Genomic DNA, 22,108 nt, shown 5'->3' on the forward strand with positions numbered 1-22,108 from the left:
TAACTCCATTAAGAGCATATGTCAATAATGTTTTTGACATATGTCAATTATCCATACCACATGCATATGCCCTTTCAATCAGTGCACGGTCATTAACCACTGCATCATAGAAGCGAAATCCGCCGGAAAAGTTGTATGTTTCATATCCATTTCCCTCCAGAATACGGCTCGCAATATAACTTCGCAGCCCACTCTGGCATATCAGATATACAGGCTTTTCTTTCTCAACTTCATTGATACGTTCCCTCAGTTCATCTACAGGAATATTTTTAAATCCATTAATATGGCCCCTGCTAAATTCATCTACTGTTCTCACATCCAGCAACACAGCATTTTTATCTTTAGAAATCTTATCCATATTTTCCAAATGCCATTGTTTTAAGGTCCCTTTTGCTATATTGTCTATCATGAATCCGGCCATATTTACAGGATCCTTGGCAGAGGAATAAGGAGGTGCATATGCGAGATCCAAATCTTTCAGCTGGGTTGCCTTCAGCCCTGCATGGATTGCTGTTGCCAGCACATCGATACGTTTATCAACTCCTTCATATCCAATAATCTGGGCACCAAGCAAACGATAAGTCTCTTTTTCAAAAACTACTTTCATGGTCATCACTTTTCCACCAGGATAATAACCGGCATGACTCATAGGAGAAAGAATTACTGTATCTACCTCTAATCCTGACTTTTTAGCATTGGTTTCATTTATACCTGTAGTGGCTGCTGTCATATCAAACACTTTGATAACGGAGCTTCCCTGACTGCCTAAATAATGGCTATCACCACCACAAATATTATCCGCAATAATCCTTCCCTGTTTATTGGCAGGTCCTGCTAAAGAGATTAACGCATCATTGCCAGTAACATAATGTTTTACCTGAACTGCATCACCTGCAGCATAAATGTCTGGTACAGAAGTTTCCATTCTGTCATTCACTACAATACTTTCCTTGATGCCAAGTTCCAGACCAGCTTCTTTTGCTAATGTTGTATCTGGTGTAACGCCGATTGCCAGTACTACCATATCAGCATGAAGGGATGGATTATCTTTCAATAGGACCTCCACTCCATTGTTTTTTTCTTTAAATCCTTCCACTGTATAGCCCAGTACCAGTTTTATCCCATGCTTTCTCATTTCATTATGAATCATGGATGCCATATCTGGATCAAAAGGATTCATCAGCTGCTTAGGTCGTTGAACAATTGTAACATCCATGCCAAGCTCCCTTAAATTTTCTGCCAGTTCCAGACCAATAAAGCCACCACCTGCCAATACAACTGATTTTGGATGATTCTTATTTATATATTTCTTTATCCGAAAAGTATCTTCTACTGTACGAAGTGTAAAAAGTTTATCAATGCCTACTCCAGGGAGTCTCGGCTGTGTTGGTTTTGCACCTGGAGAAAGGATAAGTTTATCGTAATTTTCTTCAAATATTTCACCGTTTTCTAAATTCTTCACTGAAACAGTTTTACGTTCCGGATGTATGGAGATAACTTCATGATGAATTTTCATATTAATACGGAAGCGTTTTAAAAAACTCTCGGGTGTCTGTAGTGTAAGTTCTTCCGGATCTGTGATCACATCTCCAATATAATATGGAAGTCCACAATTCGCATAGGATATATATCCAGATTTTTCAAATACCGTTATTTCTGCATATTCATCCAGTCTGCGTATTCTTGCTGCAGCTGTAGCTCCTCCGGCTACACCACCTACGATTATTACCTTCATCTTTTTTCCACCTTTCCTCATTAAAGCATTTCTAAAATTGCATTCTTAGGTCTTACCCCGGAAACCTGCTGAATAATCTTCCCATTTTTTATGACAACTAAAGTCGGAATACTCATAATACCGAACTTATTTGCTAGTTCAGACTGCTCATCTATATTGATTTTTCCAACTTTGATATCTGCACGTTCACTCGCAATCTCCTCTACGACAGGAGCCAACATACGGCAAGGTGCACACCAAGGAGCCCAAAAATCCAAAAGAACAGGTTTCTCGGAATTCATTATTTCATTCTGAAAATTATTTTTATTGATATTAATAGCAGACATTTTACAGTCCTCCTTGTTTTTTTCTTTTATGGCTTTATTATAATCTGAACTTCATTTATTTTCTGTGATATCATCACATTATTATGATGATTAATTTTTTTAAATTTATTATTAAACAAAATAGATGAATGATGTATCTTATAAAGAATGGCTGTCTTTTCTCCAATGAGAAGACAGCCATTTCTCATATATTCTTTAATACAAATCTCCTGTCCATCCTTCAAAATTTCCACTGCTGTTCCGGTTTTGAGTAAATGTAATAGAACCCTTGAAAAAGACTTTGAATTCCATAGGCTTCCTCAAAATCATGGAAGTTTTTTTGAAATACGGTGTTATGATGATAGTGGTTATAACCTGCCGCACTGGACAACCCGGATCCTGCTCCTACAAGCACCGCATCCACGTTCCGAATCAATTCTGCTGTGGAAACCCGCAAGTCAGAATCAATGACGTCATTCAGCTTATAGGACATGATTTTAGAAATTTTTTTAAATTATTTTTTGAAGTGTAAAAAGACATAAAAAAGATGCCAGGATTTCTCCTGACACCATAGTGACTGTGCCAACTTCGTGCCCAGTGGGCACAAGGTTGGTTCATTATTCATTTTCTGCATTCGCCAATTTTTTCTTGGTTTTCTTTTTCCCAGAAAGCATTTTATGTCCTGAATAAATAGCCATAACCATGCAAATCAAAGAACTAACCGCAAAATATTTATGACTTGATTTTGCTCCTTTGTGGCCGGTATAAAAAGTGCCAAACATTGTGAGTAATGCTCCAAGTGACCAATATTTATGTGCTTTCATTCTACCACCTCTCCCTTTGTGTTAATTTTAATATGTAACTTTTGATGAAATATACTTTACAAAGCTTTTATTTATTTCGTTTTTAAGTTCGTCTTTATTCTCGTATGTTCTCAATATTCTATATCGTCCTTCAACTTCCCAAGATCAAATTGTTCTATAAGAAACGCCCACCATAGCACCCAGCTTTTGTTGAGTCATTTTTCTCTTTTCGCAACTCTCTAATTTTATCCCCAAATGTTGTCATAAGTATACATCTTTCTCCTATGAGTTTTGTACGTGCTTTTCCATCTAATCTGTTTTATTACTCTACCCTATCACACTTGCACCAAATGGCATGAAAGAAAGTCTTGCCATTTAAAAAAACTGCTTCCTGTACCATCATGAGCATTTTTTCAAAAGACTGTGCAAACCTTACATCATCTTCTTCTGTTCGTTTTTTCGGTCCCTTGATATGATTCTTATGGGAACTTCTTCTGGCTTTTTTATTCAAATGACGTTCCATGAGCATCTGATCAATATTGTTATTCGTGTACCATTTACCCGATTGATGAATGGCATCTGCTCCTGCCCCTACTACAATCACTTCGCTATAATTAGAATACAAAATATGATTCGTATCACACAGCAATGTAGTTGGAATATTATATTTCTCTGCTATTGTCTCGATAATACCTACTACCGGACATGCATCTGCATCTACAAATATCTGCACTAGTGCCTCTCCATTTCTTTTTGAATCCATGTCATAATTACATCTACAAGATATTCCTGCTACACTTGGCTTAGTTCTTTTCCCGGTTGCATTTTATGCCACTTCCGAATGCACTCTCTGCAACATGTTGCAGTTGCATGCTGGGCAATAAATACCGGATGCCCACGCATTGGAGTCTGCTTGCCATCATTTGCTATATACGCCGGAGCTTCTCTTTTTGAGATAAAATCCTCTACATGTTGTCTGATTCTCTCCATGTCTCGCCTCTCGGCTCGGTCGTTGCTCCTGCTACGCAGGGTCGTCCACTGGACGACCGCAACCTTTTTCGTTTATGTAATCAATATCTTTCTGCTTTAGATGGAAACTGCTTCGGAACTTGGAATTATCTAGTCGTTCAAATAATTGCTTATACCTTTCATCCTTCGTCATATCATCACCATAAATCGTATTGTTTCATAGTCTCTGCATTTCGATATTCATGTTTCTCATAATATCCTATCAACTTCCCATCATCTCTGAGTGCCACCATATAAACATCTTTATTCTGTTTCTCATTGTGAAAAGTAAAAACGATATTATGACTTTCATCTACTGCAAACCAGTCCACTACCTGCTGTATTTTATCTCTTGATTCCGGATTATGACAATCTAACAGACTTCTTCCAACAAGTTTATCGCCACCTCGCTTCGCATAACTGATAACAGCTGCCGGATTCATGTAAATAATCTCATGTTTAAGATTGCATATAACAACAGATGCCCTGTCCTGATCAACAATACTTTTATAAAAGTTGACATAAGATTTAAACTTAATCACCTTTTCATTATCCAGCCTCTTTTGAAGATGTGGTTTCTTTCTTCGATAATAATCGTATATTTCTCCATCTGGTATCCAGATTTGTGCCTCATTTATCTTATCAAGTACAGCTTCAACAATCTGTTCATCTGCCAGCGAATCAGGTGCTTTATCATGTTCTGTTACATACTTTTTGTATTCTTCATACACCCAGCCTGTAATCTTATCCTTCTGTTTCATCTTGAGATTACTAAACTTCTTGTTCATCTGTAAAAGCTGACCATCTATCTTTTTATGTATTTTTTTCTTCTTACTTTTCGCCATTTTATGTTATCCTTAGAACTTCACTACTTCCGGTTCATGTGTAAATGATGAAAATGTAGCTGTCGCATTCTTAAAATAGAACACCTCTGTATTTCCATCATCTGCTGAGTACATATTCTGTAAAGATGGATAAGCATCAAGCATAGACTGTCTTGCTTCTCTTCTATCATCTTCTACAAGTTCTCCTGCTACACGAAGCCACTCTCCATTCTTAAATGTACAGATTTCTACCTTTGGATTTGCATGAATCTGTTTTGAAACATCTTTCACCTTTCCGGTCTGAATATACAGTTTTCCATCAAAAATATGTGCTGTTCCAAAAGGTCTTACCCTTGGCTGGTCTCCTTCCACTGTTGCCAAATAATATGTTTCTGCTTCTTTCAAAAAATTTACTACTCGTTCCATGGTATAATCCTCCTGCCTTAACTGTTTATCTGATACTTATAATGAATTACAACTATTTTCAGTATAGCATATATTGCTTTATTAAGTATCAATAATTTGCCTTATGAGAAGGTTGGAAAGAGCGAGCCGGTATGTATTGCAGATGATATGCCGTTTGAAATTCCGGAGAGTTGGGAATGCGCATGACTACCAAGTCTTTTTCTGGCTTGTTCAAGCATATCCATGCTGTAATCAATACAAGTAATATGTGCATTTTTCAGAGAACTCCTTACCCTCCAAATTTAATTTTAATTCTAAAAGCTTAAAACTATCGTTCTCTAATCTTCCTGACATTACGATTCATGAGGTGTCTTCCAATATGTCTATAAGCAAATGCTTTAAAGGCTGAAATTTCTTGATGATGTTCCTTCAACAGTTCATCTGGACAATCATAAACACCAAAATCCTGATTGATTCCCTCGCTCTGAATATAAGTATTGTTTCTATCAAACTCAATAATGAGATTTCTGAAATCCTTGACTGCTACTCCATAACCGCAAAATGCACCTGTACATTCCGAATTTTGTTCCTGTAACTTCTTTATGTAGGTTTTATCCAAAATGAATGCTTCCAGTTCGTACCACTGATTTTCGAAATTAATTTCTACCCAGCTATGGAAAATACTTTTTGGAGCATTACGGTAAACAAACCCGGTCATAGCCCCTTTCTGCAATCTTTTATCAATCGTAAAACCATGTACTCTGCATGGAATATTGCAGGCACGTAAAAGTGCCATAAATAAAGTTCCTTTTGTATTACATTGTCCATAACCATCTGCAAGTACTTTTGAAGCTGAAATTCCGTCATCAATATTATATCCAAATAAAACATCATCTCTTACATAGTTGTAGATTGCCTTAATCCTTTCAAATTCACCCATTTCCTTCCATTTCATATTTTGAATAAGTTTTTGAATTGCCGGATTAGAAAAATCAACCATTCGTGTTTCCCTAAGATACTTATCTTTCATTTCTTATCGCCTTTCCCATAGGTTTTCTCACAACACAATGCATTCGCATACCTTTACGAATTTCAAATTTTTCTACTTTTAATCCTGCTTTTTTGCAACATTTTATGACCACATCTCTTGTTGGCACTTGGACATCTCCATGTCCGCATATATTTGCCAACGGCATTTCCAATGTATTCATTAGCCATACCAATACTTTATTGTCACTCGTCACATCTCTCAGTATCAATCTTCCATTTGGGCGAAGACATCTTTTCACACTATCAAAAAATGCCTGTGGATCCGGATAATGATGGAAGCTCATAGAACAAATAATTGCATCAAATGAATCGTTTTCAAAAGGAAAGTTCTCACAATCTCCTACAACAAATGTTGCATTTGGAATATTTTTCTTTTTTGCCTGTTCAATCATGGCAGAAGTCAGATCCAGTCCTGTATAATGCCGGTCTGGATATTTTTCTGCTAATAAAGAAATCATCGGAGCAGGCCCGCAGCCTGCATCTAATAAATCTCTAAATGGCTCCTTATCTAATTCTTCCAGAATATCCGGATAATCCTTCTTGCACATTTCGTAAACGCCAGCATGGTTACTTTCATATCTTCCTGCTGCTTTTGTAAACTCTTTAATTGACAATTTTTTATATTCTTCATTTTTCATGCTTTTTTCCCCAATCACTGTACCTTTTTCGTCTTGCATCCGCATTTCTTCATTCTTTTCATATAAGCGTAAAACTGCTTAGTTCTTTCGGATTTATTTCCTGATATTTCTGCAAATGTTGTCGGCTGAATCAACCTTGGAGTAAGTGCTGCATCGAGGATACCATCATCATTTATACTTCCGCCTGCTCCTGGAAAAGCCGGTAATATTCTTCCTTTTCCGACAATGTCTTCCCATTTATTGTAACTGTCCAGTGAATTTATCATTGTAACAATCATATTACTTTTATTATTTTTCAATTCAGTAAGTGCTTCATACAGCTGGTTTTCCCGGACAGTAAGCAAGACAAAATCACAAATATCATCGTTTGATAGTTCTCCAAGAATCCTAATCTCTGCCTTTATTACTTCCTGATTTTTCTTATATTGCAATCCATTATTTCTTAAAGCCTCAAGTCTTTTACCTCTGGCATAAATATTTGTATCATAACCGGCTTCTGCAAATAAAGCCGCATACAAGGATCCAATCACACCAGCACCATAAACCATAAATCAATATTCTTATCAACAACTGCCGGAATAAACGATAAAGTTCCCATATTCTCAGATTGTTTAATTGCCGGAATCAGGAGACTCCAGATTGAAGCAGCAACCATTATACCTGCTGCAAACCCTGCAAGTGCACGTTGCAGTAACTTGCTAAGTGTTTTTCTCATAAAAAACACGCATGCTGCACCTAGCGTTGTTCCAACAAATGGAATCAATATACCTTCAAAAACATTCATTAGCATTATGTATTCCTTTCTGTATAGTCAAAAGTACTTTCACATCGTTCTGTTGTTAGTTTTAACTAACTGCCATATGTAAAAGAAACCGTGCAAAAAGCAAACTGTAATTTCACACGGTTTTCCTTATGTTTAAGTATATCACTTACGAAATCATATAACAATATAATTCTTTTAACAATTTACAAAACCTGATATGTAATGACTTTTGTCAAGAGGTAAATTGAGAAAAATCACCACAAATTTATTAAATTTTACCTGGAGAACCCATGAAAGGGCTTCAGACGTATCAGTCCCCGGCTTTGACCACTATGATATACGTGGATTCGGATTGTTCCTTACCGACAGGTCAATGGTCCGCCGTGAGCTCTACCGTCTAACAGCGTGGATCACAGGCGAACCTGTGCCAACATAGGTTTATCGTAGATAGCTCGAACCTTGAAAGATGCTAAAACCCTTTCAGGGATTCTCCAGTTAATTGTTGTCTGCTTCGCTGTAAGCAGCACACAGATGCTTACAGCATATAATTGCCCGTCATAACAGCGGAGCGGAACTGTCAAGGCTTCTCCTAACCCCTGTAGCATTTGCCCAGAAGAACCATCATATATATGTACCATCGGATTGCACTTCACTAAAACCAACACTAATTAGAATTCTTTTTACCAATATTTCAAATGCTATACCTGCTTTCATATGTTTTACTCCTGTATTTACGAATTAATTGTACTTTATTCAAATTGGGCTTTTTATTTTTTAATTATGTAAGAATCCAAATGACCACCAAAAGAATATATTTTCCATTCAGACATGCCACAATCCTTAACTAATGCAATTTCATAAATATCTTTTATAATATGTGGTGTACTAACCACAAACGGATTATCCACTTGAGGATGAATTCTAACATATGCCATTGTATGTTGTTCATTGTAACGTACCTTGGAACTAATTCCAGGATTCTTTATTCCCAAAAAGAATTCTCTTGCTTCCGAATAATCTTTCCAATCCTTTTTCGTAGATGGAAAAATTAATTTGTCCAATAAACCTACAGAAATAACTTCTTTTTTTAATTCTTCCAAAAAAATATTGCATCGACTTAAAATTTCAATATCCTCGAGTACTAATTGTCCATATATCTGTTTTAATTCTTCGTCATCAGCATCGTGTCCATACATATTTGACCAAAATGGCGAATTAACAACATTCTGACTTTCGCTCTGATTTCCAAACGCAATTATGCTAGCATGTTCTTTATGTATTTCTTCTACATCCATCCCACATTCCCTGAGACATTTGATTATTTTAAATAACACTTTTTCAAAGTCTTCAACATACTTCCTTATACAGGCAAAACGTAACTGTTCATCTGTTTGCACTAATCTTTGAATTCTATTCGCGTCCGCATGCAAATATAATCCATACATAACATCCTCTATTGTTTGATATAGATTAAGTTTTGTTCCGTCTGCCAATATCTGTTCAATTTGCATATTAATGATTTCATGATATTCGTCTAAAATCTTGCTTGCCTCTTCGCTTTTATGCGGATATGTTTTCTTCATTTCATCCAGGATTTCTTCAATAAATACAGGTTCTCCTTTACTTCCATACTTGCGTAGTAAAATCAATTTGGTATTAATCTGCACATATGATTCAGCATCATAATCAGCTGTTAATTCATGACTACAGAGTTCCCCGGAAAATCTTTGATACTCTTTCATTGTATACAAAAACAAATATAATTTACTATTCGTGAGTTTATCAGTCATAATATCACCAACTTTCGTAATGTTATACTTCCGTACTTCCCCATCTAAATTTTTGAAAGATTGTTTGCATTAATATTACTTAGCACATCTATTATGTAAGGAACAATTCCAATAACACACAAAATGCTCATAACTAAAAATAATATGCCTATCGACACATGAATTTTCCAATCTTTTCCTCTTTTATATGTCAATTTAAATAAACTGTTCCAAAACCATTTTCCTTTTTTACCAATTACAATATTAGTTATTGCGATAATATAAAAGTCCGAACAAACTATATGGAGTATGAAAAATGCCAGCAATATCATTCCCACCATTTGAAAAAAGACATAATATGCATATTCAGAATTTAAAAATGCCTTAATTATTCCATCCATATCAACGATTTTCTTAAAGGCATCTAAATCTATTTTTGATGTATATAAAGGCATATTGATAATTCCTATCAAAAGCGGAATACATATTATTCCTACCATATTGAAATATAACATTTCTTTTATATTCTTTCCATATATCACCTGTGCTTTCCTGCTATTATAATATGCCCCAACAGTAGCAACTTCTATAATTATCGACGCAAGCACCAAACATAATTGTACTTTAATGCGATAATCCAAATAAAACACTGTAAGAACTAATATCCCTATTAATCCTAACCAAAACGATTGATCTCCTGATCCACCAGATGAAGCCTCTCTACTATTCTTGTTTCCTTCAACCACTATGGTTTTAGGAATATTATCAATATCTTTTTCATAGTTCTTAGCGTCTATTCGTCCATTATCTGTGACAACATTTATCTGATCACCATTAAAATTTATCGTAATCCAATTTTCATTTATCTTCTGTTTACTAAAATAGGTTATTCCATCCAAGATTAGATATATCTGTATTGTTTCTCCTATAATTTCACTTTTCTTAGATATACATTTAAGTGTTTTTAATTCATTGATAATTTCATCGATTTCAACTTCTATGTTAGGAATCTCTCCAAAATAGGTAATATTTAGTTCAAATGCATCTTCTCCAATTTCTGTCTTGTATTGTAAACATTTTCTCAAAAATATTTCACTGTCTTTTCTCATAGAGTACCCCTATCTATTTCTACAAATTCATTATGCACTGAATAATAATATCATGTAGCTTTTGCAAATTAGTAGCCAATACCGGAATACCATTTGCAATAGTAATCATCGGCGCAATAAGTTTTAAACAATTCTGCAAACGACTTTTCTTCGGTTTTTCTTTATCTATTTCCTCTTTTACCTGTTCCAATACATCTAATATTTCATCGCCATCCTCTTTCTTTAAACCTGACAAATTATCTTTAATTGCTTGAATAATAGTTTCAAACTCATTTCCATCCAGCCCATTATTTTGTATAGCATTTATCGTTGCATTATCTTTTGCAATATTAACTTGTCCGCCACTTATATTTACTGTCATATTTCTTTTATTCATATCCCATTTTTCCCTTTCCATTTGCATATTGTATTCTTCTTGTATGTCCATTGGCATTAACTCAATATATTGTTCAATATCAATATGTAGAAATTCCTCTAATATCTTCGGATTCTTTTTGTATAATGAATACATTTCCTCTAGATGTAAAAAATCCAAATCTTGAAACATAAAATCGAAATAACTATTTACATTATTCAGATAATCATACATATCCATTCCTTGTTTATTGATACACAAATTTCTTGGTAGTTCATCTAATGGAATATCGTTTGCTACGTCAATCCACCAAGAAATCGTGTGATATAATGTAAGCTCAAAAAAAGAGGGAAGTTCATCTCTATCATAATTATCTTGAACCATGTTGTGAAGAGCTTTTACTGTCATCACGCACTTTTCAAAATTTGTTTCTATAATATATTGTGGGAAAATATCACTCAATATTTCCTCATAACTTAATGCAGCACAATTTGATTCTAACAATTCAAACATATACCAAATATTTTTATTAATTATCTTTTTTGCTTCATCTACAATATCTAAGTATATCGGTAACATATAATTCCGCCTTTGTCATATTAATAATATTTCTCCTATAATTTAACAAAATATAGTCCTTAACATCGAACGTACACTTCTTAATATTCACTCATAATACTCCCCAGTCTCAACTCAGTCTCAAAATCTCATCCACAAAAATGAGACTACGTGAGACTAACTTGAGACTGTATGAGACTAAGTCCAGCTTATCAATCCAAAGTCCATGTCGATGTCTTTTTATCATACATTGCACCCGTTACTTTTTTGATTTTAGCATAGTCTCTGAATACCGTTGTTCTTGATATATCAAATTCTGCCATTACCTGTTCAACCGATAAGTGCAGGTTTTCACAAATCATATTATAAATTTTTTGTTCTCTTTCAGATAAAGTTTTCTGTTCTCTTCCCTCGTCGGTAGCCACCTTGTCCAAAGGAATGGTTATTCTAAACACATCATCTTCAATCAATTCCGGCTTACCACCATCAGAATATATTGGTGTATATTTGTATAAATTTCATACACCGGAACCAATTGTATCAGTTCTACCAATATTTGCAAAAAATTGCTGTATCAACGGATTCTTAGGATATGGTGTAAACTCGTCACTCATAATATTTCCATGACGTCTTGGTATACACCAGTTTTCTGTTTTTAGCCAATCCTTTTCGATAATTACCTTTGCCGGAAATGCACTGGAATAATCTCTATGCACAAGAATATTTGCAATTACTTCTCTGGAAATGATGCCTCTAATGCTTGTATTCACATTGTCAATCAGACAGAACTTATCATAAGTATGCTTTGCCACAAAATCCATCAGAAGCTCATATGCCTCTATCAGATTTGTTGTTACTTGCAATCTATCATCATATCTATCCAAATTTTCAACCCTGTAAATTGCATCTGTAATATATCCCGGACACAGGAACGTATCACTTCATCCTTGCCAAACAGAAGTACTCCGGCAAGATTATATCCCTGGATGCCTGATGAAAAATCTTTTTCCCACAAGCCTGCACTCTTCAATATTTCCTCATCAGACATTTTCAGCCAAGGATGATCCGGATTTTTGCTCTTTGCAAGATTTCTTACTTTATCCATCAAATCTATTCGTAGGTCTTCCGTTGTAACATATGGGAATATCTTATGCTCCGCATATGTATTGCTCTTTCTGTTATACATATTTTGCAACTGAATCGGCGAATCTGTAATATCCATGTCACCATCTTCATTCCTGTCATAAATCCTATTCGCACATTTTTCGACTGTAGATGTCGGTGGCACATATACCCACAGAAGCAGCACCCCTTCATATTCCAATTTCTCTAATGAAAGATATAGTGTTGGGGACATCTTATCCGGATTATTTAGCTGATTCACAAAGTTTTTCTTCATGTCCTTGACCATATTCCGGTTAATACATACCTATTGGCGTCCCGTCATCTTCCACACCCATAATGATATATCCACCATATCTGTTAGAAAAAGAGCATACTGTTTCATACACATCTTCCTGAACACCATGCTGGCAGGTTTTGTATTCTACTGTTATTTTTTCATCTTTTGAAAGCAAGTCTCTCATAAATTCAATTGTCATTCTATCGCCTCCAATTTTCATCAATTAACTATTATAATACTCTGCTTAGAACTGCATTCCATGTTCTTCATTTTCCTGAATATATCGCAGCAATTTTCTTTTGTATAAAAAGGAAATTATTTATCCTCTTTCATTTCCTTGTAAATTTCATGAAAATGTTGACTTTCATAAAATTGAGAATAGTTCTTGCCATCCTTTAAATATATAACAAGCAATGGTAACCACCATTTTGAAAACATAATGCTTCGCATCCAATAAGAATTCTCTCCTTCTTTATATACAATTGAAGAATAAGTCTTTTTTATATAATCAAACAATTCTTTATTAGCTGCATATTTTTCTTTTACAAATCCGGCTAAGATAATTGGATTTATTTCATCATTTCCAAAACTATCTAGCAACTCTATAATATTCGCTTTAGCGTCATACTTACTCAAAACATAGTAATGCCATATCTGCAAAAGAGAATCATGATATGTTGCATTTATAAAAGCATTTTTTAATTTCAATAATTTTACGATTTCATCCTTTTTATTCTCTTCATCAATCAAATCTAATATAGAAATGATAACCCTATAGCAACGCGATGCAAATATTGGTTCCAAACAAGCCAACTGTAACATATATGCTACAGTATATTTTTTTAAATCAATTTTCTCATCTATATCAAAGCAAAGTTTTTTTAAACTAATAGCTCTTCTAAACATTGATAAGAAAGCTTTTATTTCAGATTTTAAATTATTGTCATATGCTCTAGCCACATATCCTTTAATATTGTAAAAAACCTCTTTATCGTATTTTATAATATCGGCAGAATCAAAATCAAAAAAATCAAATCTCTTCTTCAACTCATACATATCAACATATGACATATTATATATGCTCTTTTGTGTCTCTGTTTTATTGTTATTTATTCTAAGCCTATATTTATTCAAAACCCTTTGTACTAATGGCAATTTGGAATATATTTCCTCTAAAGAATCTGAAAAAAAAGTCAAGTCATCAACATATCGAATATACGACACCTCATCACCTATAACATTATTAATCTCGTAATCGACACATAACATAAGCAATTCCGCTGATATTGTCGAAGAGTAAACTCCTGTTACAATTCCCTTTGTCTGATTATTATTTATCTTCATATTGTAATAATCCAAAAAGTCAAAATAAGTGTCACAACAAATATTATCTTTATATGGCTCAGCATCTTTAATTTTACTAAGATAATGCGTATACACATTGGGATAAAATGACTCAATATCAACTTTAACTGAATGTAATTTAGCACCTTGCTTTTTTAAGTATCTTACATTATTTTCTTCATGTGCAAGTTGCCCTGTAGTTTTATTATTCTTTACAGCAAATATTCCACTCTCAATAATTTCCTCACTTCCATCATACAATTTATAAATATGAAACAGTTCATTAAATAATATATAGGAGTTTGAATTACAAACATATTTATCAAATTCCGGCTCACTATACAGTTTACTAAACAGTTCATCATAGACAGCAATTGTGTTATAAACAAATGTACAATAATATTTCAAATTGGGAATCTGCATCTCTCTCAACGCACCATTCTTCTTAAATTCAAAAAAAGTTATAGGTTCTATCCCGTCATTAAATATATATGATGGTGCCTGAGTATTTTTATATTCAGTTATTAAACCATCCGTTTTAAAAAAGTCATCATATACATCATTATCAATCTTTTCAATAATTTCCTTTATCATTCCTTTTATGTTTGCTATATCTATAACTGGTGGTAAATCCTCATACCAATATCCTGCTATTAATAAATCAATATTCCTTTGCTGTATATCATCATTTTTATCTATCATCTGATTCCTCCTGAGTAAATAATACATTTCCTTAAAAATCCACTTCCGTAAAAAAGTACTCCAATGTATTCACAAACATATTTGCATCAAATAATTCTTTTATCTGTTCCCTATTCATCCAAGCAACCTGTGCCACTTCATCCGTTGTGGCATTGCCCAAATCAACCTCTCCGTCATATTCAAACAGCCAAACGTCAACAATTTTATTAACCACTTTTCCAAACTCTATTTTTTTAATGTCCGATAAAATAACTTGACCTTTTCTGGTAATAAATCTACTCCAACTTCTTCTTTTGCTTCTCTAAGCGCTCCTTGCAGACTGGCCTCTCCTTTAACTACTGAACCATCCACACACTCCCATACCAAAGGAAATGCTGTTCTATTTGCTGAGCGCCGTGCAATCAGATACGCTCCCTTAGAATTACGAATCCAGGCATGCACCACCAGATGGTATCCGTCTATCGGTAACTGTTCTCCTCTGATATGGTCTTTCCCAAGAAGTTCTCTATTCTCGTTATACAAATCCCATATTTCTGCGTCTGGTACATACTCCACAATATCCCCAAAATCTGCATGTAAAGTTTTACAGATTTTGCTAAGAATTGTTAGGCTCACCTCTTCATCACGGCAAAGCTTTGTCATTGTGTTAGGGGCAATTTCTGCCTTTTTACGCAAATCCGATTTACTCATTTTTTTATCTACTAATAATTTCCATAATTTGTTATATGATACAGCCATAATAGCATCTCCCATTTTATTTCCCATTTCAGTTACCCAACCGACTTATCCAGCATCTCTATAATCTTTTCTTTCTCGCCACTACCATTAGTCATAAATCTCAGTAATGGAATTTCATACAACTCCATAATATGATTTTTCAATAAATCTCTTGAAGCCTGAACGGTATCCTCTTTATGGTGTTCATATCCGTCAACCTCAATCGTCAACACAGGCTTTTTACCAATTCTGTTATAAATCAGAAAATCTAAATGTGTTGCTGGATTCATTGCATACTGACATTCCTGCTCATTTAATAGTTCTGGATTCTTAATCAACATATTCAACGGAAAATGACAAACAACATCCAAGCTTGAATACTTCTTAGCGGAGATAATGTCCTCTATCAATGAATACATCAGATTTTCCGAATCATATTCTGATACTTTTTTGTGCTTCTGCAAGTATACCCTTCTTTCCTCAGTATACTGCTTGTAAAGGTAATCAAAAATCGAATAAATCTTGCTTTCAGTAACCTCAAAATTATTATACTGAATATAATCAATCAAATCTGTTATATTGTGCTCTTTTGATTGCTCATTTCCAGTTACAACCAACATCAATTTCTTTTTGGCTCTTGATACAGCAACATTGATTAAATATGGATCATCTGCAAAATCAGATATTTCATCATCCACGGTAGATATAATAATATTCTCTTTCTCCTTGCCCTGGAACTTATGCACTGTAGCAGCATCAATATCTGTAATCTCCTTGCTTAAAGCTTCTACCTGATTTTTGTACGGTGCAATAATTCCGGTTTCTTCCGGATTTGAAACATATTTTGGTATAATCTCATTTTTAATAACATCTATCTGGCGCTGGCTATAATGATTACGCTCATGATTTCCCGCTACCGTTTTTACTACCGATAAAACATCCTCTTCACCCTTATCCGTTGTCATAATAATCAATTCACCACGATAGAATTTCTGGTTACAGAAATTGATTATTTTTGGGTGACACCTATAATGTTCCCGCAACAATGTTTGTGTTACATTTGGTATAACATCCAAAATGGATTGTAGAAAACTGTTTGTATACTGATATCCTTCACCCACATTAAAGCTGTCAAATATAGCTTTTGCTTTGGCTTTTATATCATCTGTAACAACATTGGGAAGTTGCTTGGTATCCCCCACAATAACAACATTCCTTGCACAGGACAATGCCAACGCACCGGTTGCAATATCTACCTGTGATGCCTCATCCATGATAAGGTAATCGTACACCACATCTGAATTCAGGCTGTTTCTTGATGAAAATGTTGTACTTAATATAACCGGATACTCAGCCAGTACATCGTATGATTCCTTCCATAAATTATCTTCACTAAAAGTTTTCCTACTACTGTTACCTTCATATTTCCTTGCCAGTTTGTCTTTTAGGACAACCATTGACTGATCGCATAAATCCTCAAGCAAATTCTTATTAACACTATTTAAATACTTTTCAATATCTGCAATTTCCGCAGACAACTCCTCCTGCTTCGCACGATAATACATTGCTTGAAAGGTTGTAATTATCTTTGAAATATCCTGCTTATAAATGCTCCAATCGGCTACTCCATATTTAAATAAGGCTTTTATCTTAAACCAAAATCCTATTGCCGTTTTCTCTTCTGAAATCAACTGGCACTCCTGCCACAATACCATCCATTGCTTTGAAGATAGTTTTTTCTTGAACTTAATACTATCTGTATGAACATCTGATTCTTTAACATATTGATTGAAATATTCCTGTTCAGTAACTAACTGTGAAAATTCCTGCCTTAAACACGCCAGTTTTTCCTGCTTATCAAAAACACTTTTTAACTGACTGGATTGCTCTGCTATTTCCTTCTGCAAAACACTTGGATCTTCTCCCGTTTTCCACGACGAAAAATCGGGATAAGCGGCGTCCTGATGCTCAACAAATAATTTCTTATTTTTAGAACTTCCTAATGTCGCAACAACAAAACCCAAATTGTACTTGGGTGATGATAATTTTTCATATACATTTTCTGTTGCCGAATTATTGTTGGATACTATCTGTACCGTTTTTCCTTGCATCAATATATTGGCAATTATATTTAATATCGTCTGCGTCTTACCTGTTCCGGGAGGTCCCTGTATAACACTAATCTGATTCTCCATGGCATTTTTCACAGCCTTGTACTGACTGTTATTGCATCCAAATGGGAAAATCGGAATGTATTCCCGTCCTATTCTTTTCTCTTGCAATAATGATGGATTCAAATACTTTGCTAAAGCTACATCACTACCCACAAAAGAAATCTTGTCAAACCTCTTAGACAATAATTTTTCACCAGTCTCTTCATTCTTAAGATTACTCAAACCTGCAATTTGCTTTATATATTCAAATACATTTGATGACTGACTCTGAGTAAGACATGACTCTATAATATGCAAGTCGCTCCGACGATAATCTCTTTCACTACCATCGCCAAAACGAATATGCCAATAAGACTCATATGTACTTCTAAATACATATATTGCTTTAATATCAAAGAACTCCCGTCCATCTCTGCTAATGCGATACATATTAGGATTTAAAACATCTGGTTCAGTTAATTTTTCCACATTCAAATATGCATAAGAGTATGTTTTTCCAGTATTGAATTTTACATCCCATTTTTGGGTATTTCTATTGTACACACATGACATTATTTCGGATGTCTTTATTTCACCTTTAATAATGACCATATAATATCTTGTATTCATCTATACCTCTCTACTTCTTATCCTCACGCTGCTTGCCCTTAAATTCTTTCTCCACATGACAATGTTCCTGTTTGCCAACCAACTTATCACCTTCAAAATCCAATTCAATAATATATGGCATCCAATCGATAATTCTTAGAAAATCTTCACATCCAAAACTGTTATCATAAAAATTCAATATAGTACTAAGGGCAGTACCATGGGTTCCTAAAACAATATCTTTATCCGTATTATCTGATAAAATCTCGTTTAGCGCCTCTATGTTACGATTTTGAAGCATAGCAATGGATTCTCCACCTCTTCATGATAATCATAGTCAGCCCAACGTTTCTGGAACATTCCGTGGTTGTTGCCATCAGGACCTTTTTCACGCTCCCTTAATCTCTCATCTGTTATAATTTCTTTTCCGAAAAAAGCTGCCGCATCTGCAATGGTATCCATGCTGCGTTTGTATGGACTACAATAAAACGCATCTATTTTCTTGTCCTTCAAAAATTCTAGTACAATTGCAGAATCTTTCTTGCCTTCTTCCGTCAAAGGTCTTGTTCTGTCTTCTTTCCAATCATGTTCCGGCTGTGCGTGACGCACGAAATACACTCTTGTCATACCGTGTCTCCTATCTCTTCTCTTGGGCGGAGAGATTTATCTGGCTGTTTCTAGGTGCACATTTGTGCATCTTATTCTTCATATTCATCTTATTTCGCATTTTTGTGTACCTCGTCTAAAATTTTTAGAGCCAAAATGGAGCCAAATATACTCTTAAAAATATACGTTATAATAATGAACTCACATATCAAAAATACTTAGCTGTGTTTCTTTTAATGACTCAACTTTTCTAATCGTTATTTTGTCATCTTCTTGAACTTGCCCACATAGAAGAGGTGACGAAGGATCATATTTGGTAGCGTTTGTTTCTACACTTTTTGAACTATAATTTGCATAGCAATATGCACATCCATTTTTGCATGTATTATAAGTACCTATTTCAACGCTTTCAACGCATCCACATTCTTTACGCTGATTTTTGTCTTTGCCAACATTAAGTTTACATCCGATAATTTTTTCAATTAATTCTCTATCTATGCAACAATTATGAATTATACCACATTCATCCAAATCTATTTTTTCTGCACAACTTCCAATCTTAATATTATTATCCGCAGCTATCTTACTTAATTTCTCAGCAAATTCCCGCAGCTCATCATCATTTAATTCATAACTTGACAATCCATCCATATTTTTTTTATTTTTAGGATATATATCAACAAAACTAATCACGCATTTTTCCGTGTATCCACTTAAAGCCTCAGCAATACTTTTAAATGCCTTCAAATGATATTCTTTCGTATATCTATCAGAAAAGAATATAGGATCATATCTCCAAATCACTTTTTGCTTGCCAATTTTTTCAGATAGTTCTTGAAATACTGGAATCATTTTTGTTTTTTTATTTGGCAAATTAACCTCAACATCATTTCCATATCCCGTTAATGTGAATTGAAAATAATAATTATAATCTTTTATCTCGTCTAACCTCTTTATCATTGGCAAAGGGTTCTTGGTCCAAAACACTATGCAATCTACAACATCTGGAGTGATTTTTATTTCACTTATCTGATGAGCATTCATAGGGTTGCGAACATATAAAAATCCCTCTTTTATTCTATTATAGAACCATTCCGAAAAATAATTAGGAATATCCGTTCTTCTACTTACACTTAATATCATTTCATCACTTCTTTCATTCCTTTTTTATGAGCATCTGTGCGCTAGCACAACTTTCAAATGGATTATACGCATTTCTAATTTCATCTGAAATCATATTAAAGACGAGCTCACTACTATCATACTGCCCGCCATATTCGTAATGTCTTTCTTTATTTACATTATTAAAATGCATTCTTCTCACTATTTTCGGTGTTTGAATTTTTGACTCTAATAAATCAAAGAATTCTCTTCCTCCGCACATAGATTTGCTGAGATTAATGTCATTACACAAAATATATATAGGCTCTTGATTATATGAATTCAAAAAAGATGCCAACTTATCAATAAACTGAACTATTTGCTTTTCGTCTGAATGTTTATACATATCCGAAAATACATATTGAAAAATAAGCACATCTGGCACCCACTTTTTTTGAACAATAATATCCACTAATTGTAATATATCATTTGGATAAAATCTTATTCCGTCGCCAAAATAATCTATAATATCATTCCAAATAGGTTGCCATACCTCTCCTAATGGATCAATTCCCCTATAGTCCAATTGGTCATAATTAAGCACCCCCTCATTTCTAAGATAATCAACTGCTGCCAGTTCTGTACATGGTCCGCATCCAACTGACATAATCTTCAATTTCTTCTTATCTCGAATTTCAGCAAAGCAGCTTAATCCATACACCATTTCAGATGCATATTTATATGCATATTTACAATAATAGCAATCTGCCATATGTATACAGTCATATTTTCTTGGAGCCGGAGCATTTTGAGGAAAATGTACATACTGTAAACAACTTTGACAATCTCGTGGACAACAGTCCCCATATGAGCAATCCTCGCATTGTTCATGTTCCTTCTGATATTCATCTCTGCAAGAACATTTCTCAATCAAATCATATAAAAGCATATCATTCCCTCCAACACATATTTTTATTAATTATACTACATTTTTTCACATTCTTATAGTTATTTTATTTACATCTATCTCAACTCTCATAACTAAAGAACTCCCTAGCCATCATCTCCGCCGTAGCCCGGTTATACCCCTTTTTCAGATACCCCTGCACAATCGTCCCAAACATTCCCTTAACCATATCATCCTCAATATCACAATATGCCTGCATTTCCACGGACAAAGCCATTGCCACATATTCTATTGGCTTGTTATCCAACAACCTATGCAGCTTCGCCAGTGACTGCTCCGTTGTCCTCAGAGCAGCGTCCACTTCTTCACACTTTATCCACAACATATTTCCATCTGTAAACCACACCTCAACATAGCCGTTATCCATTTTATAAGCACATTCCACGATATTATCCATTCGATTATCTTTCATCTCATCAATCCATCCTTCCAATTATCTTGTCCCATAAGACCTGTCATACCGCCTTATCTGCTGCTCTGTACGCTCCTGTTCCTTTACCTTACGAATAATCGTATCAATCTGCTCTGCACCGGCATATCTCTTCACACGCTCCAGATCATCAGCCTTTTCCTGCAACAGCTCTGTCCTATCACTCATATCCTTAATCTTGCCCTTGTAAAACTCCACATCATCTGACAATCTCTTCTTTTCCTTTCGAAGCTGTATTACTTCCTCTTTTAGCCTTACACACTGGATTGTCAGATTCTTTATCAGTGTTTTAAGCTTATTCACAAATGGCATGACTACCTTATCCCGAAATGACTTAGCACTTGCAAATGCTCCCGGTTCCGGCAACTACCATTCCGGTGCTTCATCATACTTCCTTACATCTCGCTGTAATAACTGCTCCGACTGCACCATCTGCTCTATATGCCTCTTAAGCTCATTCTGTTGCTTTTCAAGTTGAACATTATTCTGTTGCAAATCATTGTATTTCTGTCTTAATGTCTGGTTATCAGATTTCAATGAATCATTCCTTTGCTCCAGAGTGTGATTATCAGCAGATAACTGATCATTCACATTCTCCAATTTACTATTCATATATTGTAAATCTTCATGCCTTTGTTCCAGTTCTTCATTATCTGTCTGCAACTGTAGCTGTTTCTGCTTTAAATCATGATTTTCCATGCGAAGTCTGTCCTTGCGGCTTTCAAGCCTTGAGTTTTCCATTCTCAAATCCTGAT

At 34.6% G+C, this 22,108-nt stretch carries 31 protein-coding genes and 1 pseudogene; all 32 read right to left on the reverse strand.

Features of this window, described 5'->3' with window-relative positions:
* Positions 1-43: 43 nt before the first annotated feature.
* On the reverse strand, positions 44-1,735 hold the full coding sequence (locus H8S40_RS12815) for an FAD-dependent oxidoreductase (protein WP_186865376.1): 1,692 nt from the start codon (positions 1,733-1,735) through the stop codon (positions 44-46).
* Between the two features lie 20 nt (positions 1,736-1,755).
* A complete protein-coding gene (gene trxA / locus H8S40_RS12820) occupies positions 1,756-2,061 on the reverse strand; it encodes a thioredoxin (RefSeq protein WP_186865377.1) in 306 nt (101 codons plus the stop codon).
* A 596-nt stretch (positions 2,062-2,657) separates the two neighbouring features.
* A complete protein-coding gene (locus tag H8S40_RS12825; RefSeq protein ID WP_186865378.1) occupies positions 2,658-2,864 on the reverse strand; it encodes a DUF6219 family protein in 207 nt (68 codons plus the stop codon).
* A gap of 301 nt (positions 2,865-3,165) precedes the next feature.
* Positions 3,166-3,576, reverse strand: a complete 411-nt coding sequence (locus H8S40_RS12830) for a DUF188 domain-containing protein (RefSeq protein ID WP_366482541.1) — start codon at positions 3,574-3,576, stop codon at positions 3,166-3,168.
* Positions 3,577-3,635: 59 nt separating this feature from the next.
* Positions 3,636-3,833: a DUF4186 family protein gene (locus H8S40_RS16560; RefSeq protein ID WP_436286251.1), complete on the reverse strand. Its 198-nt coding sequence runs from the start codon at positions 3,831-3,833 to the stop codon at positions 3,636-3,638.
* 31 nt (positions 3,834-3,864) lie between these two features.
* On the reverse strand, positions 3,865-4,005 hold the full coding sequence (locus H8S40_RS16565; RefSeq protein WP_436286252.1) for a DUF4186 family protein: 141 nt from the start codon (positions 4,003-4,005) through the stop codon (positions 3,865-3,867).
* 4 nt (positions 4,006-4,009) lie between these two features.
* Positions 4,010-4,696 carry a PAS domain-containing protein gene (locus H8S40_RS12845; protein WP_186865379.1) on the reverse strand — a complete coding sequence of 229 codons (687 nt, stop codon included), beginning with the start codon at positions 4,694-4,696 and terminating at the stop codon, positions 4,010-4,012.
* Positions 4,697-4,708: 12 nt separating this feature from the next.
* On the reverse strand, positions 4,709-5,101 hold the full coding sequence (locus H8S40_RS12850; RefSeq protein WP_186865380.1) for a pyridoxamine 5'-phosphate oxidase family protein: 393 nt from the start codon (positions 5,099-5,101) through the stop codon (positions 4,709-4,711).
* Positions 5,102-5,408: 307 nt separating this feature from the next.
* Positions 5,409-6,110, reverse strand: coding sequence for a transglutaminase-like domain-containing protein (locus H8S40_RS12855; protein ID WP_015527132.1), 702 nt, complete (start codon positions 6,108-6,110; stop codon positions 5,409-5,411).
* Positions 6,100-6,807 carry a class I SAM-dependent methyltransferase gene (locus H8S40_RS12860; protein WP_366482544.1) on the reverse strand — a complete coding sequence of 236 codons (708 nt, stop codon included), beginning with the start codon at positions 6,805-6,807 and terminating at the stop codon, positions 6,100-6,102. Before H8S40_RS12860 ends, H8S40_RS12855 begins: the two co-directional genes overlap by 11 nt.
* Positions 6,783-7,316, reverse strand: coding sequence for a ketopantoate reductase family protein (locus H8S40_RS12865; RefSeq protein ID WP_366482545.1), 534 nt, complete (start codon positions 7,314-7,316; stop codon positions 6,783-6,785). Before H8S40_RS12865 ends, H8S40_RS12860 begins: the two co-directional genes overlap by 25 nt.
* Positions 7,295-7,552 carry a ZIP family metal transporter gene (locus tag H8S40_RS12870; RefSeq protein ID WP_366482546.1) on the reverse strand — a complete coding sequence of 86 codons (258 nt, stop codon included), beginning with the start codon at positions 7,550-7,552 and terminating at the stop codon, positions 7,295-7,297. Before H8S40_RS12870 ends, H8S40_RS12865 begins: the two co-directional genes overlap by 22 nt.
* A 389-nt stretch (positions 7,553-7,941) precedes the next feature.
* On the reverse strand, positions 7,942-8,169 hold the full coding sequence (locus H8S40_RS12875; RefSeq protein WP_186865381.1) for a hypothetical protein: 228 nt from the start codon (positions 8,167-8,169) through the stop codon (positions 7,942-7,944).
* A 129-nt stretch (positions 8,170-8,298) separates the two neighbouring features.
* The gene (locus H8S40_RS12880; protein WP_186865382.1) at positions 8,299-9,321 is read right to left on the reverse strand and encodes a hypothetical protein; all 1,023 of its coding nucleotides are present in this window, start codon (positions 9,319-9,321) and stop codon (positions 8,299-8,301) included.
* Between the two features lie 44 nt (positions 9,322-9,365).
* Positions 9,366-10,409: a hypothetical protein gene (locus tag H8S40_RS12885; protein ID WP_186865383.1), complete on the reverse strand. Its 1,044-nt coding sequence runs from the start codon at positions 10,407-10,409 to the stop codon at positions 9,366-9,368.
* A 19-nt stretch (positions 10,410-10,428) separates the two neighbouring features.
* Positions 10,429-11,343, reverse strand: a complete 915-nt coding sequence (locus H8S40_RS12890) for a hypothetical protein (RefSeq protein ID WP_186865384.1) — start codon at positions 11,341-11,343, stop codon at positions 10,429-10,431.
* Between the two features lie 191 nt (positions 11,344-11,534).
* Entirely contained in the window at positions 11,535-11,792 is a 258-nt protein-coding gene (locus H8S40_RS16210) for a DeoR family transcriptional regulator (protein ID WP_243238247.1), read from the reverse strand.
* 48 nt (positions 11,793-11,840) lie between these two features.
* Positions 11,841-12,185 (reverse strand): hypothetical protein, encoded by a 345-nt coding sequence (locus tag H8S40_RS16215; RefSeq protein WP_243238248.1) that lies wholly within the window; start codon positions 12,183-12,185, stop codon positions 11,841-11,843.
* Complete coding sequence (locus H8S40_RS16220) at positions 12,176-12,706, reverse strand: DUF8451 domain-containing protein (protein ID WP_243238249.1); 531 nt, start codon at positions 12,704-12,706, stop codon at positions 12,176-12,178. Before H8S40_RS16220 ends, H8S40_RS16215 begins: the two co-directional genes overlap by 10 nt.
* A 34-nt stretch (positions 12,707-12,740) precedes the next feature.
* Positions 12,741-12,923 (reverse strand): AlbA family DNA-binding domain-containing protein, encoded by a 183-nt coding sequence (locus H8S40_RS16225; protein ID WP_243238250.1) that lies wholly within the window; start codon positions 12,921-12,923, stop codon positions 12,741-12,743.
* A gap of 116 nt (positions 12,924-13,039) precedes the next feature.
* Positions 13,040-14,770: an RNA-directed DNA polymerase gene (locus H8S40_RS12900; protein WP_186865385.1), complete on the reverse strand. Its 1,731-nt coding sequence runs from the start codon at positions 14,768-14,770 to the stop codon at positions 13,040-13,042.
* A gap of 31 nt (positions 14,771-14,801) precedes the next feature.
* Entirely contained in the window at positions 14,802-14,984 is a 183-nt protein-coding gene (locus H8S40_RS16230) for an NUDIX hydrolase (RefSeq protein ID WP_243238251.1), read from the reverse strand.
* A gap of 11 nt (positions 14,985-14,995) precedes the next feature.
* Complete coding sequence (locus H8S40_RS16570) at positions 14,996-15,325, reverse strand: NUDIX domain-containing protein (protein WP_436286266.1); 330 nt, start codon at positions 15,323-15,325, stop codon at positions 14,996-14,998.
* Positions 15,308-15,508 (reverse strand): annotated as a pseudogene (locus tag H8S40_RS16575) (helix-turn-helix domain-containing protein); the annotation flags it as partial. The pseudogene H8S40_RS16575 and the gene H8S40_RS16570, both read right to left, overlap by 18 nt.
* Positions 15,509-15,540: 32 nt before the next feature.
* Complete coding sequence (locus tag H8S40_RS12910) at positions 15,541-18,270, reverse strand: AAA domain-containing protein (protein WP_186865386.1); 2,730 nt, start codon at positions 18,268-18,270, stop codon at positions 15,541-15,543.
* A 10-nt stretch (positions 18,271-18,280) separates the two neighbouring features.
* Complete coding sequence (locus H8S40_RS16465) at positions 18,281-18,550, reverse strand: hypothetical protein (protein WP_366482551.1); 270 nt, start codon at positions 18,548-18,550, stop codon at positions 18,281-18,283.
* Entirely contained in the window at positions 18,529-18,876 is a 348-nt protein-coding gene (locus H8S40_RS16470) for a histidine phosphatase family protein (RefSeq protein WP_366482552.1), read from the reverse strand. Before H8S40_RS16470 ends, H8S40_RS16465 begins: the two co-directional genes overlap by 22 nt.
* 180 nt (positions 18,877-19,056) lie before the next feature.
* Positions 19,057-19,998: a DUF1848 domain-containing protein gene (locus H8S40_RS12920; protein ID WP_186865387.1), complete on the reverse strand. Its 942-nt coding sequence runs from the start codon at positions 19,996-19,998 to the stop codon at positions 19,057-19,059.
* A gap of 13 nt (positions 19,999-20,011) precedes the next feature.
* Complete coding sequence (locus H8S40_RS12925; RefSeq protein WP_186865388.1) at positions 20,012-20,905, reverse strand: hypothetical protein; 894 nt, start codon at positions 20,903-20,905, stop codon at positions 20,012-20,014.
* A gap of 79 nt (positions 20,906-20,984) precedes the next feature.
* Positions 20,985-21,335, reverse strand: a complete 351-nt coding sequence (locus H8S40_RS12930) for a DUF6061 family protein (RefSeq protein ID WP_186865389.1) — start codon at positions 21,333-21,335, stop codon at positions 20,985-20,987.
* Between the two features lie 21 nt (positions 21,336-21,356).
* Positions 21,357-21,719 (reverse strand): hypothetical protein, encoded by a 363-nt coding sequence (locus H8S40_RS12935; RefSeq protein ID WP_186865390.1) that lies wholly within the window; start codon positions 21,717-21,719, stop codon positions 21,357-21,359.
* Positions 21,720-22,094 (reverse strand): hypothetical protein, encoded by a 375-nt coding sequence (locus H8S40_RS12940; RefSeq protein WP_186865705.1) that lies wholly within the window; start codon positions 22,092-22,094, stop codon positions 21,720-21,722. It abuts the gene before it with no gap.
* Positions 22,095-22,108 lie beyond the last annotated feature (14 nt).

The organism is Ruminococcus hominis, assembly GCF_014287355.1.
Classification (GTDB): Bacteria; Bacillota; Clostridia; order Lachnospirales; family Lachnospiraceae; genus Schaedlerella; species Schaedlerella hominis.